This is a genomic window from Novosphingobium sp. SG754 (assembly GCF_013149315.1).
GTDB lineage: Bacteria > Pseudomonadota > Alphaproteobacteria > Sphingomonadales > Sphingomonadaceae > Novosphingobium > Novosphingobium capsulatum.
Genome location: NZ_JABGCC010000011.1, coordinates 1 through 18,870 on the forward strand (window position 1 = coordinate 1; position 18,870 = coordinate 18,870).

The window sequence follows — 18,870 nt, forward strand, 5'->3', positions numbered from 1 at the left end:
CGCAGCGCATCGCGGGGTGGAGCAGCCCGGTAGCTCGTCAGGCTCATAACCTGAAGGTCGCAGGTTCAAATCCTGCCCCCGCAACCATCTCTCAACACAGCCTAACACACAACAGCCCCGGCCAAACAAGGCACGGGGCCTTTCTGCGTTCAGGATGCCGCTAATTGGCGGCGAAAACGCCACCGGGCGGCATCGCCCCTGCTGGCCAGCCTGGCTGCATCCGAGCACAAGCCGCAAGCGCAGGTCCATTGCGGAACCTTTTTGCGCTGCAGCAATATCAAAATGCTTTGGTCCTTTTCAAATTGCTTCATACACAAGGTTGGTGTCTATCCGTTTAGATACCGTGATTTAGGGGCAATCGTTGGACCATCATCAACCTGTTCGTCGCCCGTCGCCGGCGAACTTTCTGCGCGCGCAAGCCAGCCTGGCTGCCATGGTGGCCGTCTTGCCAGCCCATGCCTGGGCGCAATGCGTGGAAACGACGGACACTGCGGTGACCTGTACCGGCACGGCCAGCGATGGTTATGTCATCACGCGTTCGGGTACGGCTCTGACGGTTGACGAGGGCGCCAGCCTGAACACCAACGGCCCGGCGGCGATCACGGTAGCGATGCCGGCCACAGCGTCGTTTCAGTCGCGCTATGCCACGATCACGGTCAACGGTGCTGTGTCGAATACGGGGACTGCGGGCATCGCCGTGCTATCTGGGCCAGCCGATTCCAGCGGGACCGATTTTGCCGGCTCCAGCGTCAATCTTACCGTTGGCGAGAACGGCACGGTCGCGGGCGCGTACGGCATCACCTTGGCGGGAAGCCCTGGCAATCCCTATGGCAGCACCTGGCTGTCGATCGCCAATGCCGGCACCATCACCGGTACGAGCGGCGTGGCGATCTACGACACAAACCCCAATTTCAGCTTCAACACGGTCTACAACAACGCCAGCGGGTTTATCGGCGCGATCCAGGCCAATGCCGCAATTCGCAACATCGGCACGATCGACGGCGGGGCGCTGAGCGCGATCGCGCCATCGCTGGGCAATAGCGCATATTATCGCACGGTATGGAACGAAGGCGCGATCACGTCTGGCAGTGCCAGCCCCACCATCGTGCTGAGCTATGGCACGGTGACCAACAGCGGGACGATCAGCAACACCGGCAGCGGGGCTGCGATCGGCGGTGCGTCATACCTGACGCTGACCAACCTTGCGGGCGGCACGATCAGCGCCAGTGGCGCCAGCGTGATCGACGGAACGCCGGTCCGGGCGGACATTACCAACAGCGGCGTGATCAGCAACACCGGCGATGGCACGATCATTGCCGCTGGCAGCGGCACGCTCAATGTCACCAACACCGCTGGCGGCGTGATCTCGGTCAAGCCCGGCAATACCGCGTTGAGCACGCAAGGCAGCCTCAACCTGGTGAACCAGGGCACAATCGTCGGCAATGTCCTCACCGGGTCTGGCAACAGCACGATCGATTCATCCCAAGGGTCGATCGCCGGCAATGTCGTGTTCGGATCGGGCGATGACGTGCTGGTGGGGACGCTCAACGGCGGGAACCTGGTAACCGGCATTTCCGGCGCAATCGATGGCGGCGCCGGGGTCAACACCTTGAAGCTGGTGACCAGCAGCGATGCGACATTGTCGGCAGCGCCAGTGCTGCCGACGCATTTCACCCAGCTCAGCCTGGCGCCCATCTTTGGCACGACGCTGACCGTGGCAAGCGACTATCCCACTGTATCGTCGCTCTACTTCGATGGTGCTGGAACGCTCTTGAACCAGGCCAGGATCAGCGGGACCGGAACGGTGGTGAGCAACACTTCGTTCTATCCAGCGGGCGGAACGTTCGTGAACGAGGGCACTATTACCAGCCAGACCGGCGGTGATGCTTATGCCGTCGACCTTGCCAATACCGTCATCGATAACAAGGCATCCATTTCCGCAAGCGGCAATGGCCTCAGGACAAATGGCGACAATTTCACCAACAGCGGCACGATCACCGCGGGCGGCACGGCTGCCTCGGTCTATACCGGCTCGGGCTTCAGCAACAGTGGCACGATCCGTTCGACCGGCGGAACTGCCCTGGAACTGACCTATACCTGTATCTGCACATCCGGCACCAACAGCGGCACGATTGCTGGAGCGACGACCGGAGTTCTGCTGGGTGACGGGATCCTGACCAATACCGGACAGATCAGCGCGTCTGGGACGGCCGTGGTGCTGGGAGCTTATGCCCAGATCGACAATCGCGCCGGGGGCATCATCACCGGCGGCAATGCCGCCGTCGCGCCAAGCGAGTCCTGGGCATTTTACATCCGTGTCTATAACGCCGGCACGATCAATGGGGACGTCAAGATCGCCACTCGCACTGGCAACTCCTCCTATGGCGGGACGATGTACGTTGCGACCAGTGGTGGGATGCTCAACGGCAATCTGACCCTGGGGCGGGATGACGTGCTGATGACCACGCTGAGTGGGCCGGGAACCAGCGGCTTTGCCGGGATCAACGGCGTGGTTCAGGCGGATCATTCGGAATTGCGATATGACGTGACGGGCGACGCGAGCGCCACCCTGGCGCTGCCCAGTGGCTTTGCCCGCGTCGGCTATCAGGTTGCGAGCGGCACCACCCTGGCATTGCATGCCGATGGAACCTGGGGTTCCACGGTGAGCATCGCCGGCACCGGCAATGTCGTGCTGAGCGGTACGGTCGCCACGACCGACATGGTGGCCTTGGGCACGACGTCGGTGATTCCGACCCAGGCCACTGGATACAATGGCAGCGTCGCGAGCATACCTGCCACGATCACCAACACTGGCACGCTGGCAACCACGCGCAGCGGCGCTGTCTATCCGATGGGCACGGTCGCGCTGCCGACGGCATACTACTCCTATGAAACGGGCACCACATTCATCAACAACGGGACGGTTCGCCTGACCGATACGTCTGCGCGCGGTAATACCGTCAGCTATTATGGCGCTGTCACCGCGCAAACGGTGGTGAACGCGGGCACGATCGTGGCCGATGGCGGCTTGGGCGTGACTGCCCACACACTGACCAACACGGGCAGCATCACTGCGAGCCAAAGCGCGGTGCAACTGATCGGCACCACGGTGAGCAACAGCGGCGCCCTCGTCAGCACGGGTGGCGCGGCCATCGCCATGTCGAGCTATGGTTATTACAGCGGCGCGAACCAGGTGACCAATCTGGCGGGCGGCACGATTACCGGCGTTGGCGACGCGGTGGAGATGGGCGGCGGGCTGGTGCGCAATGCCGGCGTCATCAACGGGACAGTCGACCTGGGTTATTCCCCATACTATGACCGCGCTTACAGTAGTGGCGTCTATATTGCCGATGGGGGCACGATCAGCGCGAACCTGTTGTTCGGCGATGCCGATGATCAGCTGATCGAGACGGGAGCCAGTTTCGGCGTAAGCGGAACGATCGACGGCGGCGCGGGCACGAACACGATCGGGCATCTGCGCACCGGAACGGCAACCGTGACGCTGGGCGAGGCATTGCCCACAGGCTTTACGCAGGAACTCACGATTGCCGATGGCGCCGCCGCGCAGGTCACTCTTGCCGGCCCATCTGGTTATACCGGCAACATCTTGGTCGCTGGTACCGGCACGATCATCAACCAGCTGGCCACCACCGGCGGCGTAAGCACGCTCTCGGGCTATAACGTCCAACTCGTGCCTGGCCTGCAGGGCGATCTGGCGGGCTTCGTCAATCGCGCGGATATCGGCCGGGCCTGGGTGGCGACGGCGTTGTTCGACAATAGCGCCAGCATTGGTTCGCCGACCTTGACGGGGTCTGCCGTTGCGGCGTGGAGCAGATCCAGCCTGACTTTCAACAACAGCGGCAGCATCGGGAACAATGGCGTGAGCCCGGCTGTCGACCTGGCGGCCAATACCTTCGCTGGCAGCAATGTGACCAACAGCGGCGTGATCAGTGGTGGCCTCAGCATCGTGGGCGGCGGTTACAGCTATCCACCGACAGCAGAAGCCGGCACCCTCACTATCGCCAACAGTGGCACGATCACGGGCTTCACGCCGCAGACCGATCCCGATTGGTACGGCTATGGGCAGCCCGTCGGCTATGCCGTTTCTGTCGCGGCTGACGTCAGCAACATGGTCTCGTTTGACAACAGTGGCCGTATCGTTGGGAACGTCTATCTGTTGAGCGGCAATGCCACGCTGATCAACAGCGGATCGATCACGGGCGACATCGTGACCCGCAGCGGTGACGACCGTCTGGTGATGAACGGCGCGTTTGCCGGATCGATCTATGCCGGCGGCGGCACCAATGTGCTGGAAATCAACGGTGGCAGCCAGGCTACGCCAGTGGCGCTGGACACGGTAATCGGGGTTTCGAGCCTGACCCAAAGCGGTGGATTTGCCACACTGGCAAACCAGGGCAGTTTTGGCAGCGTGGTGCTGACCGGTGGGCGGCTCGTCGGCCTGGCCGGCTCGGTGATGTACGCCGACAGCATTACCGTGGGGCGCGGCGCGGTGTTCGGTTCGGCGGGCACGGTCAACGGCAATCTTACCGTCAACGGCACGCTCAGCCCAGGTGCCTCGCCCGGGACGATGACGGTCAATGGCAACGTGCTGCTGGTCACCGGATCGACCACGGTGTTCGAAATCGCGCCCAGTGCCCGTGACAAGCTGAACATCAACGGGACGCTGACGATCAATTCCGGGAGCACGTTGCAGATCGTGGCGACCACGCCGGTCAAGGTCGGTTCCACGCTGGACCTGATCAGTGCATCGGGCGGGGTGACCGGCCAGTTTGACACGGTAACGGGCCTGGCCGGTTCGCTGCGCACCTTGGCCAACGGTGACCTGGGCCTGCTGGTGCAGTTTGCCAATGCGCCGGGCTATGCGCCGCAGGTGCGCCGCGCGATCGACTATATCAACACTGCCATGGCGGCGGCCGATGCCCCGGTGGCGCTGTTCCCCGCGCTCGACAGCTTGCAGGACAGCCAGGGTGCACCGATCGTTGCAGCGTTCGCACGCCTGACGCCAGAACCCTATGCCGATGCGCTGCAGATCGGCACGGAAACCGCGCTGGCCCTGGCCAGCACCAGCCGGACAATGGGCGAGGCCGAGGCGCGCGGCGACAGCCATGTCTTCGGGTTTGGCCAGATGGTGGGTGGCACGCGCCAGTTCAGTGCCAATGGCGCGCAAGGAGTGAGCGCGGCAACGCTCAATGGCTATGGCGGCCTGGTTGGCCTGGGTGTCGGTGGCGAAGGCTATGCCGTCGCTGCCTATGTCGGGTGGATGGACCGCCACCAGACGATTGCCAGCCTGGGCGCATCGACCAAGGCCAGCGGCGCGATCGGCGGCGTGACCGCGCGGTTTGGCGGGAAAACCCGCGTTACGCTGTCTGCCAGCTATGACGATGCCGATGCCTTTACCCGCCGCACCGTGCCCGATGCCGGGGTGATCACGGCCAGCTATTCGCTGCCCAGCTGGTCTTTCGATGCCTCGCTCAGCCGCACGGTCCCGCTGGGATCGGGTTGGTTGTTGCGTCCGCAAGTGGGCACGACCTGGGTGCGGACCAGCCACGAGGCGATCCAGGAAGCGAGCGCCCATCCCTTTGCCCTCGATGTGGCGCGGGCGCGCCTGACCCAAGGCTTTGTCGACGCCGGGCTTGGCTTCGAGACCGCGCCGGATGCTGCCTCGCCGTGGCGTCGCTTTGTCACGCTGGGCATGCGCTATCGCGTGCAGGGGCGCCAGGCGCGGGCGTTTGCCAGCCTGGCGGGCTCGACCGACGAACTGGAGGCTGTGGGCGTGCGGCGCAACCGCTTGAGCGCCAGCCTGGCGGCCGGCGTTGAGTATCAGATGGCGCCGGGCGCCACGCTGTTCCTCACCGGTTCGGGCGAGCTGGGCGCGCCGAGCAATGGCGGCAGCGCCACGGCGGGGCTGCGCTTCCGGCTGTGATCCCCGGCGCTCAGGACAGGCGGCGAACCGCCTCGTCCTGGGCGATCAGGGGCAGCAGGGCGTTCATGTCCGGCCCGTGGTCCATGCCGGTCAGCGCCTGACGCAGCGGCAGGAACAGGGCCTTGCCCTTGCGGCCGGTGCTGTCTTTCAGCGCGGCAGTGAGCGCGGGCCAGGGATTGGCCCAATCGAGCGTGGCGGCAACCTGCGCGGCTTGAGACAGGAAGGCGCGGGTTTCCTCGTCAAACGGGGCGGGCGCGATCGGCCCCTGGATCACCTGCCACCAATCGGCCGCTTCGCCGATGTGGGCCAGGTTGGGGCGGATCGCTTCCCACGCCGCCGCGCCCATGCCGGCGGGCAGCAGGGCAGCGACGCGGTCATAGGGCAGGCGATGGACCACGGCGGCGTTGACGCGTTGCAGTTCCGCCTCGTCAAACCGGGCTGGCGCGCGGCCGAAATGGGCGAGATTGAAACTGGCGGCGAGGTCTGCCGCGTCGAGCGCCGGATCGACCGGATCGGACGTGCCGAGGCGGGCGAGCAGGGCAACCAGGGCTTCGGGCTCGATTCCCGCCTCGCGCAAGTCGGCCACGCCGAGCGAGCCCAGGCGCTTGGACAGCTTGCCCTCGCTGCCGGTCAGCAGCGCTTCGTGGGCAAAGCGGGGGGGCTGGGCGTTGAGAGCCAGGAACATCTGCACTTGCGTGGCGGTGTTCGACACGTGGTCTTCGCCGCGCAGCACATCGGTTACGCCCATTTCAATATCGTCGATCGCGCTGGGCAGCATATAGAGCCACGAGCCATCGGCGCGGCGCACCACCGGATCGGACATCTGGCGCGGATCGAAATGCTGGGGCCCGCGAATGCCATCGTCCCAGGTGATCGGGGTGTCGTGATCCAGCATGAAGCGCCAGTGCGGCTTGTCACCGGCAGCGGCGCGGGCGGCGTGATCGGCCTCGGTCAGGGAAAGGGCGGCGCGGTCATAGATCGGCGGCAACCCGCGCCCGAGCAGGATCTTGCGTTTCAGATCAAGTTCCTGCGCGGTTTCATAGCAGCGATAGAGCCGGCCCTGGGTGATCAGTCGCTCGAACGCGGCCTCGTAAATGGCAAAGCGCGCAGACTGGCGCTCTTCGCGCTCGGGATGGAGGCCAAGCCAGGCAAGATCAGCGCGGATCGCTTCGACATGCTCCTCGCGGCTGCGTGCCGCATCGGTATCGTCGATGCGCAGCAGGAAGCGCCCACCATGCTTTTGCGCCAGCAACCAGTTGTGCAGCGCGGTGCGGATGTTGCCGACATGCAGGCGGCCGGTGGGCGAGGGCGCAAAGCGGGTAACCACAGTCATGGCCCGCGCTATAGCGCGATTGGCGGCCAAGGCCAGCCGGGGACTTATCCGAACAGGCGCGGCGCCAGCTGGGCAACCTCGGCATCGGTCAGTTCGATGTGGAATACATCGGCGAGGGTGCGCTGCCAGGCGGCTGCATCGAGAAGTTCGCTGACGTCGCGCCCATGCGCGGTCTGCACTGTCATCTGGCGATCGAGCAGCGAGGCAAAGCCCTGCGGCTGCACGATCGAGACGATGCAGGCCTGGGTAAAGCGCGATTCCGGCCGGGTGGCGACCCAGTGGTTGGCCATGGCCAGGTCCAGCGCAGCCACTTCGGTGGTGTCGAAGCTGTATTGCGCCTCCCACGTGGCGCCGTCCTGGCTGCGTTCCACCTCCCATTCGCCGCGCAGCGAGCCGGGCGCGCGGGCGCGGCGCAGGCGGTGGCGATAGCCATCGGCAGCGAGCGCGCTGGCGCCGTCAGCCAGCGGCATGGGCGGCACATAGGACGAACCGAAACCGGCATCGGCCAGCCACTGCTCGCCGGCCAGCGTCACCAGGCTGAACGTGTGGGTGCGCGGTGGCACCACGCCGGGCAAGACGCGCAGCCACACCCGTGCCAGCAGCGGCCGCGTGGGCATGCCCATGGTGGCCAGCATCGCCCCGAACAGGCGATTATGTTCAAAGCAATAGCCGCCGCGCGGCCGATCGACCAGTTTGCCCCGGATATCGGCCGGTTCCAGGCCGATGCCCCGGCCCAGCATCACGTCAAGATTTTCAAACCCGATCGCCTGGCGATGGGCGCGCTGCACCTGTTCGAGGCCCTGCGGCGTGGCAGCGGGGGCGGCGGCAAGGCCGATGCGGGCGAGATAGCTGGGCAGATCGCAGATCATGCGCCGCCACTTAACGGCTATGGCCTACAAGGCAATCACCAGATCGCGGGTGATCTGGTCTACGCTGGTGCAGCCGCATTGCGCCATGGCCAGTTCGAATCCGGTGCGCAGGATGTGCAGCATATGCGCCACGCCGGCCATGCCGCCCACCGCCAGGGCATGGTATTGCGGCGCGCCGACCAGCACCGCCCGCGCGCCCAGCGCCATGGCCTTGAGCACATCGGCGCCGCTGCGGATACCTCCATCGAACAGCAGCGGATAGTCGGCGCCCAGCGCGGCATGCATCGCCGGCAGCAGCATCAGCGCGGGCGCCACGCCATCGAGCACGCGCCCGGCATGGTTGGAGACGATCACCCCATCGGCCCCGGCATCGCGGGCGCGCAGCGCGTCATCGGGGTGGAGCAAGCCCTTGACCACCAAAGGCAGCGTGGTTTCGCGGCGCAGCCAGGCCAGGGTGTCCCAGGTTGGGGCCTGCGCGGCGAGCGCGCTGCCGAAGACCAGCTGGCCGCTGTGGGCATGGGTGTGATGACGCGGCGGCGCCTGCCCGGCAAGATTGGCTGCCTCCACGCCGGGCGGCAGAGTGAACTCGGCACGCTTGATGGCGGCATCCACCGTTACCACCAAGGCGCAATAGCCGGCTGCCTCGGCCCGGCGCACCAGGGCGAGCGTGTCTGCCGGATCGGGCTGGACATAGAGCTGGAACCAGGCGGGCGGCGGCGCGGGGCGCTGCAATTCCCTGGCCGCATCGTGCAGGGCCTGGATGATCGCTTCCAGCGTCCCGCTCGACAAGGTGCTGGCCACCAGCGCGGTGTCGAGCGCGGCGGCGGCCTGGGCCGTGGCGATTTCTCCCTGGGCATGGGCCAGCCGCTGATAGGCCACCGGGGCGAGCAGGATCGGCGCGGCGTGGGCCTGGCCGAACAGCATGGTGCCGGTGCTGCCGCCATCGAGCGGGCGCAGCATGCGCGGCACCAGGCCCCAGCGCGCCAGGGCGGCACGGTTGGCAGCGGTGTGGCCCTGCTGGATATGTGCCCAGGTGGCCGGATCGATGAGTGCGGCGGCGTGCCGCTCATAATCATCCAGCGTGGCGATGTCCGCCGGCAGGGGCGCGCCGGTCATGGCTGCGACCAGCGGCGCAGCAGATTGTGATAGACGCCGGTGAGCGCCGCGACCGAGGGATGATCGGGCTGGTCGGCGGCAAGGGCCTGGATCGCCTGGTCCATCTCGAACAGGCTGCGGCGGTCGGCCTCGGCCGGGACCAGGCTTTGCGTCCAGAAGAATGCGGCCAGGCGGGCGCCCCGCGTCACCGGGGTGACATGGTGGTGGCTGGTACCGGGATAGAGCACCATGTCACCTGCGGCGAGCTTTACCCGGTGCGCGCCATAGCTGTCTTCCACCACCAGTTCGCCGCCGTCGTATTCGTGTGGATCGGACAGGAACAGGGTGCTGGAAATGTCGGTGCGCACATAGGTGTCGGTGCCGGGCATGCGGAACAGGGCGTTGTCGATGTGGCTGCCATAAGTGCCGCCGCCTTCATAGCGGTTGAAACGCGGCGGCAGCACGCGCAGCGGCAGCGCGGCGGCGATGAACAGCGGCGTCTGGCCGAGCCGTTCGAGAATGCGCTGGCCCAGCGCGGAGCCCACCGCGCTGTCGAGCGGCAATTGCAGGTTGGCCTTGGCGCGCACGGCGAGATGGCCGGCGGTGGCGCGGCCGTCTTCCCATTCGGCCTGGGCCAGCGCGGCGCGGGCCTGCACCACGTCGTCCGGCGAAAGGACGCCGGGAATATGCAGCATCATGGCATTGGCTTTCAGCCTTGCAGCACGAAGGGAATGGACACCAGGCCCTGGACCATCACGGTTTGCCCGTTCTGGCGCGTCGGTGTCCAGCGCCAATGGCGCACGGCGGCCAGTGCGGCGCGATCGAGCCGGTCAAACCCGCTGGAGCGGGACAGGCCGATATCGGCGACACGGCCATCGAGCCCCACCGTGACATTGAGCACGACAGTGCCCTGCTCGCGCGCGCGGCGCGAATCGATGGGGTAGCGCGGCGGGCTGGCATCTACCAGGTTGGCCGACAGATCGCGGCCCTTGGCAATCGCTGGCGCGGCCGGTGCGGCCGGGGCTGGCGCCGCCACCGGGGCTGGCGCAGCGGCCGGGGCGGGGGTGGGCACGACAACCGGCGCGGCGACGGGGGCGGTGGCGATCGTCGGTGCGGGCAAGGCCAGTGTAATCGGTGGCGGCGGCGCCACGATGGGCGAGGCAGGCTGCACCGGCGCGCGCGGTGGCTGCTGCGCGGCCTGAGGCGGCGGCGGTGGTGGTGGCGTGAGATCAGCCGAAAGGCGCACCGCCGTGAGCGTGTGATGGCGCGGCTTGGCCGCCACGATGCCCAGCGACAGGAAAGCCACGAGCAATGCGCCAACGGCAGCGCCCGCCCCGATCATGGCCAGCCCGCGCGGTCGGCTCGGTTCATAGCGCGCAGGCTGCCAGGTGGCAGGCCGCAGCGGCACGACCTCTCCGCGCAGGCCGGACGATGCCGGGCGCGGCGCAAGGGTTGGCGTTGCGATCAAACTGGCCTGGCTGCTCACTATTCTGGCCCCCGTTGGCGGTTTGGCAGGTTATTGAGAGTCATTCGCATAGCCGCTTCTCCGGCGCGAGTCGAGAGAATAGATCGCAATAGCGTTCCGAGCCTTCGGCCAGATGGCTCTGACCGTGTGCATGGGGGCTACATTGCGGACGTCTCACCGCCCGTGGCGATGGCGGATTTCTAGGTCGCGCGGTACTTAGGAGCCTTGAGGCAGATCAAATTGGCGAATCATTATCAATAGCGTTGCGACTGATAGCAATTCGCATTAAAGCGCTCTGCGGCATCGGCGGGGCCGGATGCGCATGCCCGCCGGGACCAGGGATCGGCGCAAGCGCGCCGCAGCCTGCCGCAACGAATGATATGTTTCGCGCAAAGGATGAATGAGTGAGGGACAGTTTTGATCGTGCCGGTGCGGCGGGGGCTGCCGGTTTTCTCGCGCTGGGTTGCATCAGTCTGATCGCGGGTGCCGCACCCGCCCTGGCCCAGGATGCAACGGCCACGCAAAACCCCGAGCCGCGCGTGCTGGGCGGCGTGACCGTCACCGATACCGCCATTACCGAGGGCAGCTACAAGACCGAACGGGCCGCATCGCCCAAGTACACCGCCCCGCTGCTCGATACGCCGCGCACGGTCACGGTGATCCCCGCGCAGGTGCTGCAGGACAATGCCACGGCCAGCCTGGCCGATGCGCTGCGCTTCGTGCCGGGCATCACCCTGGGGGCCGGCGAAGGCGGCAATCCGCAGGGCGATCGACCGTTCATCCGTGGCGCCGATGCGCAGAACAGCCTGTTCCTGGATGGCGTGCGCGATATCGGCGCGCAATCGCGCGATGTCTTTGCCGTGGACCAGATCGAGGTGGTCAAGGGTTCGGACAGCACGATGAACGGGCGCGGCAGCGTGGGCGGGGCGATCAACCTCGTGTCCAAGCAGCCGACCGGCGAGCGCTTTGCCAATGTCTCGGCCGCTACCGGCACGGCGGAATATCGCCGGGTGACCGCCGATGTGAATCAGCCGATCGGCAATGTCGGCCTGCGCCTGGCCGCGATGTATCACGACCAGCACGTGGCAGGGCGCGATGCGGTGTGGCAGGATCGCTGGGGCGTCGCGCCCTCGGTGAAGTTCGGCCTGTCTGGCCCCACCAGCCTGACGCTGGACTACTATCACCTGGAAAGCCACGAGCTGCCGGATTCGGGCATTCCCTATCTGCGCATCACCGCCAATGCGCCGGCCGGCTATAGCGAAACCACCGTGGCCGCGACGCCACGCACGGCGTTCTATGGCCTGGTGGATCGCGATTTCCGCCACACCCTGGTCAACACCGGCACGGCCCGCCTCGAACACCATTTCGCCAATGGGCTGACCTTGCGCAACACCACGCGCTATGGCGTGTCGAGCCAGGGCTATGTCCTGACCCAGCCCGACGATAGCCAGGGCAACGTGATCAACGGCAATGTCTGGCGCCGGGCCAACAGCCGCTACAGCCGCACCACCGGCTTTATCAACCAGACGGATTTCTACGGCACGTTCACGCTGGGCGGGATCAAGAACAGCTTTGCCCTGACCGGCGAGATCAGCCGCGAAACCGCCGATGTCGGCAACTATGTGTCGAATGCGGCCACGGGAACGGCGATCGCCACCGGCATCAGCGCCGCGGGTGGCCGCTGCGGTGCCGCGTCGATTGCGGCCTTCAACTGCACCAGCCTGGCCAATCCCAATCCCTATGATCAGTGGGCCAGCTATACCGCCGATGGATCGGGCGTGACCGCGCCGATCATGCTTTCGGCCGAAAAGACCTGGACCAAGGCGCGCACCAATACCCAGGCGGTGTCGCTGTTCGATACGGTGGACTTTTCCGATGCGCTGCTGCTCAACCTGGGGCTGCGCTATGATCACTACGTCACGCGCGTCAGCCCTGGCCTGCTGGCGACCGCTGCGGACGAAAGCGGCCGCGCGTGGTACAGCCGGATCGACAACCTGTGGACCTGGCAGGCCGGCCTGACGTGGAAGCCCGCGCCCAACGGCAGCATCTATGCCTCGGCCTCTACCGCCGCGACGCCGCCGGGTTCCTATCTGGCCAATGGCAGCGACAGCAACGCGCTCAATACCACCAGCCAGGCGATCACCGATGCCCTCAAGGTGGAGCGCACGCGCAGCTATGAAGTGGGCACCAAGTGGAACGTCTTCGGCGAAGGGCTGTCGCTAACCCTTGCCGCGTTCCAGACCGAAACCACCAATGCCCGCGCCACCGATGCCAACGGCACTGTGACCTTCATCGGCAACAAGCGGGTCAAGGGCATCGAGGTTTCGGCCAGCGGCAATATCACCGACCGCTGGAATGTCTTCGGCGGCTATACCTATATGGATTCCACCATCATCAACGGCGGCACCACTGCGGTGACGGCAGGGGGCGTCACCTATTACGTACCCTCGCCCAGCACCGGGCAGCGCTTTCCCAACACGCCCGACCACAGCTTTACCGCCAACACCACCTACCGGGCGACTGACCGCCTCTCGCTGGGCGCCAACGCGCTTTATATGAGCAAGGTCTATGGCGGCTATGGCGCGGCGGTGAGCGGCGGCGTGGTGACCAAGACCCTGGCGCGCTATGTGCCCGGTTACTGGCGGTTCGATGCCAATGCCAGCTTCCAGGTGACGCCGCGCTTCTCGCTTCAGGCCAATATCAACAACCTGTTCGACAAGCGCTATTATGACAAGGCCTATGCCTCGCACTTTGCCAGCCAGGCTGCGGGCCGCACGGCGATCCTCACGGCCAATGTGAAGCTCTAACGGCTATTGCATAGCCAAGCAAAAGGCCGCCGGAGACCATCCGGTGGCCTTTCTTGTGGCCGTCATGCTATCAGTGTTAGCATGATTATTCCATCATCGCTGCCAACGCCGGGCTAAGCCACTCGCCACCCGACGGATCGACCAACCGCGTGGCGAGATTTTCGCGCACGGCCACAGCGTGGGCCTGGGCTGGCGCCATCACGATCAGCGCGCTGGCCCAGGCATCGGCCATTGCGCCATGGCGGTGCAGCACGGTTGCCGCCCCATGGCGCTGGCCAGGCTGGCCCGTGGCGGGGGCGATGGTGTGCAGGCCAAGATAGCTGCCCGAGGTCGCCATGCTCAACTGGTGCAGCGCCACGCGCAGCGGCGCCAGGTTGGCGCCGGGCGGGCTTTCCACGTCTACCCACCACGGATCGCCATCCGGGCGCAGGCCGCGCCCGGTGCATTCGCCGCCCACCTCGACCAGGGCGTGGCGCAGGCCCTGCGCGGCCAACAGATCGGCCAGGGTGTCTGTGGCATATCCCTTGGCCACGCCCGACAGATCGAGCCACAGGCCGCCGGGCTGGCGCAACCAGGCGTGTTCCAGGATCAGGCGTTGCCACCCTGAGGCCGCGCCGGCGGCGGCCAGCGTGGCGCTGTCGGGCGGGGCGGGGTGGCGGCGGGGGCCGAGGCTCCAGGCGTCGGTCAGGCGGCCGATGGCCGGATCGAACGCGCCATGGCTCGCCCGCGCCACGGCCAAAGCATGGTGCAGCACGCCGGCAAGGTCTTCATCCACATGCAGCCAAGTTCCCGGTGCCGCGCGGTTGAAGCGCATCAGCACGCTGCCGGGCTGCCAGTGGCTGAGCGCCCGCTCCATCCGGTCGAGCCGCGCCTGGATGAGGGCATGCAAAGCGGCGCTGTCCGCGCTGCCAGCCGGATGGGCCAGGCGCACCTGCCAGCGTGTGCCCATGGTTAGCCCTGACAGGGTGATGATCGGCGCCGCCGGATCGAACCCGGCCAGGCTGTCCGGGTCGATCGCGGTGGGCACGGCAAGGCGCAACATCCGGTTTGCCTGGTCGGGCAGGGTCAGGGCGCCACGACTTCCAGCGTGGTGGTATAGCTGGTCCGGCGATGGGCGGCGCGCGGGTTGGCCGGGTGATCGTCCGTCAGGCTGGCGTTCAGCCAATAGAACCCAGGCACCGGCCATTTCACCGTGACCGTGCCATCGGCGGCAGTGGTCAGTTCCTGCGCGCCCTCGATATCGCGATAGCGTTTGGCGCCGGGGATCACCGTCACCTTGAGCTTGGCCGCCGGCTGTCCGTCGATCAGGAAGCGGAACTTACCCGGCTCGTCGCTCACCAGTTCATCGGGATGGGTGATGGGCACCATTTCCAGCCCCTTGCCGTTGGGGGCAAAGGCCTGCGTTGTGGGGGTGCCGGCGGTGACAAACACGAAGTTGCGGTTGAGCGTTTCGGTCAGGTTTACCTCGGTGGCATCGGCGGGAATATCGGCCAGACTGGCCACCATGTGATCGGGTGCGATCTGCGGGCGGGGGCCGCCTTCGCCACCACCGGGTCCGCCGGGGCCACCGGGACCAGCCGGGCCCCCCGGCATCATGCCGCGCGGCGGCGCACCCATTCCCGCTTGGCTGCCTGGGCCGCCCGTGCCGCCGGGACGGCGCATGCCCAGCCCCCACAGCTCGCCATTCACCTTGAACGTGCCAGATAGATTGGCCATTTCCGTGCCGATCTTCCAGGTGCCGGGCTTGTCGATGACCACGTCGAACACCGATCGCGTGCGCAGCCGCGCGGCGTTTTCGATCTTGCCCGGCGTACCATCGGGCGCCCAGACCTTGACCTGGTCAACCCCCAGCGGGAAGTGATCGGGATAGAACAGGTCGTTGGAAATGGCCGCATCGACGGTGACCGATTGGTTGGTATCGGCCAGCACGGTGATCGAGGGCAGCAGCCACATGCGATGCGCATGGGCGGGCGCGCCAAGCGCCAGCGCCATGAGCGGCGCGGCGAGTGCCAGAGACTTGCGGTTCATCGGGGTCGGTCCTCTCAACGCAGGGAAACGGTCACCTGGCCCAGTTCGGCCCGGCCGCTGGCGCCAGCCGGAGCGGGCTTGGCCGGCACCGAGAACGGCACCTGCACCAGTTCGCGGCCGCCGGTTTCGCGCGCCGCTTCCACGAACAGGGTATAGGCCCCGGGCCGGAGTCCGGCGGGCAGCGGGATGCGATAGGCGCCCGGCGCGCGGGTCTGGCCGGAAAGGCCATCGGCTGGCAGGCCCAGCGAACGGCCGCCCTTGCGCCACCAGCTGCGCAGGTCACCCAGCCACTTGGTGCCCGGTTCGCGACCTACCTTCTTGATATCGTACCACACCCACAGCGTGCGGGTCTGGCCGCCGCCGGCCGGCTCGATCCATCCGGCCACATAGGGCCGGTGGTATTCGGCTACCGACAGGCGCGGGACGGTGACAGTGATCACGCCGGCCGGCGCGGCGGGGGCGGCCAGAGCCAAGTGCGGCGCGGCGAGCACGCCAGCAACAAGCGGAAGGGACTTGCGCATCGACAGGGGTTTCCCTTGCGGTCAGTGGATGAAGAACAGGGCGATGCCTGCGGGGATCACCAGCCCCAGCGCCACCAGCGGCCAGGTTGCGGGGCGATGGCGGGCGTGCAACTGCAACAGGATCAGCCCGGTCAGCGTGAAGACCACGCAGGCCAGCGCGAACACATCGATGAACCAGAACCACACCGTGCCGGTGTTGCGGCCCTTGTGCAGATCGTTGGCCCAGGAAATCCAGCCGCGATCGGTCTTTTCCGAGGTGATTGCGCCGCTGTGGCGGTTCACGCTGACCCAGCGGTCGGTGCCGGGGCCTGGCATGGCAACATAGACTTCATCGTCAGACCATTCGCCCGCGTGCCCCTGGGGATCGATGCCCACGGCCCGCGCCACGGCCTGCGCCACAGGCGCGGGCAGCGGCGCATCGCTGGCCGCTGGCGCGGCTGCGATCTGTGCCAGCAGCGGGGCGGGCAGGGCGGCGTTGCGATCGACCACCACCGGCTCGGCATTGATCTGCGCGGCATGGTTGAGCGTGATGCCGGTGATGGCGAACAGCATCATGCCAACCAGCGCCACCGCCGCGCTGATCCAGTGCCAGGTGTGCAGTTGCTTGAGCCAGAACTGCCTGGCCTTGCGCGCTTTCTTCGCCTGGTTGCGGTCTGGCGCCAGGGCCGCATCAGGGCGCGGCGCCGCGTGGGGCGGGGCAGCAGGCGGGCGCGGGCGGTCGATCTGGTCAAGCGTGGTCAAGGCGGGTCCGTCGCTGGCGGGCTGGAGTTGGTACTGCTCTTAACCTAATGCGAGTCATTTGCAAGTTTGTGGTTGTATCACGGCTGTTACGGGTTTGCCCTGCTCCGCAATTCCCCGGAACCCGTCTACCGCGCGGGATTAAGCATCGCCACGCTAGGAAAAGCGCGAAATCCGCCCATGGAGTGTTCTTCGATGCTGAGCGTGCGCACGCGGCAAGCAACGCGGCTGGTCATCGGCCTGATCGTGGTCGCCATCACCCTGGCGGCGTTCGTGGTCGCGCAGATCCGCTTTGGCGGCCCGATGCATCACGAAAGCCTGCTGCAGGACGAACTCCTGGCCGATATCCTGCCGCCACCGTGCTTTGTGGTGGAACCCTATCTGCATACCACGCTGATGCTCGACGATCCCGCCCGCGCCAATGCCGAGATGACGGCCCTGGCCGAGGAGGAAGCCCAGTTCAAGGAGCGCCAGGCCTATTGGCAGGCCGCGCCCGTGCCCGATGCAATGCGCGCGCCGGTGCAGGCCGTGCTCGATGCCGAAGTGGCGTTCTGGAAGACCGTGGACGAGCAGTTCCTGCCCGCGGCACGGCGGGGCGATCTGGCGGCGATGCGGGCAATCCACGCCGGGCCGCTGCGCCAGGCCTATGCCTTGCAGCACCAGCGCGTCGATGCGCTGGTCACGCTGTCCAATACCAACCGCGCCCGCCTGCTCGAAAGCGGCTATCGCCAGGTCACGGTCTCGCTGGTCGGCACCGGCCTGCTTGCCGCGCTGGTGCTGGTATTGGTCGTATATGTGGGGCACCTGCTGCGCCAGCGGGTGATCGCTCCGCTGGTCGATACTGCCGATGGCATTGTCGATATGGCGCAGGGCGCGCTGGATCGCCCGCTGGCAGGCGCCGAGCGGGTGGACGAGATCGGGCAGATCGTGCGGGCGATGGACGTGTTCCGCGCCGCGGCACAAACGCGCGAGGCCGATCGGGCGGCGCAGGGCCGGGTGGTCGATGCCCTGGCCCATGGGCTGGACGTGATCGCCGGCAAGGATCTGGAGCAGCGGATCGATGCGACGTTCCCGCCCGGCTTCGAGGCGCTGCGCACCAACTACAACACTGCAATCGCCGCCATGGCCGAGGCGCTGCGCGGCGTGCGCGTGGGGGCCAACCGCGTGGCCCGCGCCATCGCCGAAATCCGCGCCGCATCCGAAGACCTGGCCCAGCGCAACGAGGAACAGGCGGCCAGCCTGGCCACGACGGCAGGCTCGCTCGATAGCGTAACCCGCAGCGTTGGCGAAACCGCGCAGCGCGCCGCCAGCGTGCAGAGCGCGATCGGCGCTGCCCAGGACGAGGCGGCTGCCGGTGGCGACGTAGTCACCCGCGCGGTGGCGGCGATGGCGGCGATCGAGGCATCGTCGGCGCGGATCGGCCAGATCATCAGCGTGATCGACGGCATCGCCTTTCAGACCAACCTGCTCGCGCTCAACGCGGGGGTGGAGGCAGCCCGCGCCGGAGACGCTGGCAAGGGCTTTGCCGTGGTTGCCTCCGAAGTGCGCGCGCTGGCGCAGCGCTCTGCCGATGCAGCCCGCGATATCAAGGCCCTGATCAGCGAAAGCACCGAGCAGGTGAGCCACGGCGTGACGCTGGTGGGCGAGACCGGCGCGCGATTGGGCGGCATCGTCACGCGGGTGGAAGAGATCGGCGGCCTGGTTTCGGGCATTGCGCAAGCCGCGATCGACCAGGCCGACAAGCTGCGCGACGTAAACCGCGCGGTCAGCGACATGGACCGCATGACCCAGCAGAACGCGGCCATGGTCGAACAGTCATCGGCCGCCACCCGCAGCCTGGCCGAAGAGGCCGAAGCGCTGGCCCGGCTGGTATCCACCTTCCGCACCCGCGACGTGGCCAATCGCCCAGCCCATGTGGCCAGGCCCCAGGACCTGCGCCGCGCCTCGATGCGCGAGGATGCCCAGCCGGGTCCGCGCCTGGCACTGGCCGCGGGGTAGCCTGCATCCGCCGATGCTCTGGGAGTGCTCTGTATAAAGTTCGTTGAAGGCCGGGCACATGGCCTCTACAGC

At 66.9% G+C, this 18,870-nt stretch carries 12 protein-coding genes and 1 tRNA gene; 4 read left to right on the forward strand and 9 right to left on the reverse strand.

The features are described 5' to 3' along the window. The first annotated feature begins 10 nt into the window (after positions 1–10). Positions 11–87: transfer RNA gene (locus FHW97_RS19180), tRNA-Met, on the forward strand. A gap of 385 nt (positions 88–472) precedes the next feature. Beyond that, entirely contained in the window at positions 473–5,944 is a 5,472-nt protein-coding gene (locus FHW97_RS19185) for a hypothetical protein (RefSeq protein ID WP_171799522.1), read from the forward strand. 10 nt (positions 5,945–5,954) lie between these two features. On the opposite strand, the gene gltX is transcribed toward FHW97_RS19185, so the two are convergent. The 5 genes from gltX to FHW97_RS19210 are packed head-to-tail and all read right to left on the reverse strand — an operon-like array spanning position 5,955 to position 10,727. Then, the gene (gltX, locus tag FHW97_RS19190) at positions 5,955–7,277 is read right to left on the reverse strand and encodes a glutamate--tRNA ligase (protein WP_171799523.1); all 1,323 of its coding nucleotides are present in this window, start codon (positions 7,275–7,277) and stop codon (positions 5,955–5,957) included. Positions 7,278–7,321: 44 nt separating this feature from the next. Beyond that, positions 7,322–8,146, reverse strand: a complete 825-nt coding sequence (locus FHW97_RS19195; protein ID WP_171797612.1) for an arylamine N-acetyltransferase — start codon at positions 8,144–8,146, stop codon at positions 7,322–7,324. Between the two features lie 24 nt (positions 8,147–8,170). Further along, positions 8,171–9,262, reverse strand: a complete 1,092-nt coding sequence (locus tag FHW97_RS19200; RefSeq protein ID WP_171799524.1) for an alpha-hydroxy acid oxidase — start codon at positions 9,260–9,262, stop codon at positions 8,171–8,173. Then, positions 9,259–9,939 (reverse strand): Fe2+-dependent dioxygenase, encoded by a 681-nt coding sequence (locus tag FHW97_RS19205; RefSeq protein ID WP_054132590.1) that lies wholly within the window; start codon positions 9,937–9,939, stop codon positions 9,259–9,261. Before FHW97_RS19205 ends, FHW97_RS19200 begins: the two co-directional genes overlap by 4 nt. An 11-nt stretch (positions 9,940–9,950) precedes the next feature. Continuing rightward, entirely contained in the window at positions 9,951–10,727 is a 777-nt protein-coding gene (locus FHW97_RS19210; RefSeq protein ID WP_171799525.1) for an energy transducer TonB, read from the reverse strand. 383 nt (positions 10,728–11,110) lie between these two features. Here FHW97_RS19210 and FHW97_RS19215 point away from each other — a divergent pair, with 383 nt between their 5' ends. Continuing rightward, positions 11,111–13,513, forward strand: coding sequence for a TonB-dependent receptor (locus FHW97_RS19215; protein ID WP_370525481.1), 2,403 nt, complete (start codon positions 11,111–11,113; stop codon positions 13,511–13,513). Positions 13,514–13,598: 85 nt separating this feature from the next. On the opposite strand, the gene FHW97_RS19220 is transcribed toward FHW97_RS19215, so the two are convergent. The 4 genes from FHW97_RS19220 to FHW97_RS19235 are packed head-to-tail and all read right to left on the reverse strand — an operon-like array spanning position 13,599 to position 16,725. Further along, entirely contained in the window at positions 13,599–14,555 is a 957-nt protein-coding gene (locus tag FHW97_RS19220; protein WP_370525480.1) for an FAD:protein FMN transferase, read from the reverse strand. A 23-nt stretch (positions 14,556–14,578) separates the two neighbouring features. Then, positions 14,579–15,541, reverse strand: coding sequence for a DUF4198 domain-containing protein (locus FHW97_RS19225; protein ID WP_171799526.1), 963 nt, complete (start codon positions 15,539–15,541; stop codon positions 14,579–14,581). A gap of 14 nt (positions 15,542–15,555) precedes the next feature. Beyond that, positions 15,556–16,062, reverse strand: coding sequence for a DUF2271 domain-containing protein (locus tag FHW97_RS19230; protein ID WP_171799527.1), 507 nt, complete (start codon positions 16,060–16,062; stop codon positions 15,556–15,558). 21 nt (positions 16,063–16,083) lie between these two features. Continuing rightward, positions 16,084–16,725 (reverse strand): PepSY-associated TM helix domain-containing protein, encoded by a 642-nt coding sequence (locus tag FHW97_RS19235; RefSeq protein WP_171795294.1) that lies wholly within the window; start codon positions 16,723–16,725, stop codon positions 16,084–16,086. A 270-nt stretch (positions 16,726–16,995) separates the two neighbouring features. On the opposite strand from FHW97_RS19235, the gene FHW97_RS19240 reads away from it, so the two are divergent. After that, positions 16,996–18,798, forward strand: coding sequence for a methyl-accepting chemotaxis protein (locus FHW97_RS19240; protein ID WP_171799528.1), 1,803 nt, complete (start codon positions 16,996–16,998; stop codon positions 18,796–18,798). Positions 18,799–18,870: the final 72 nt, after the last annotated feature.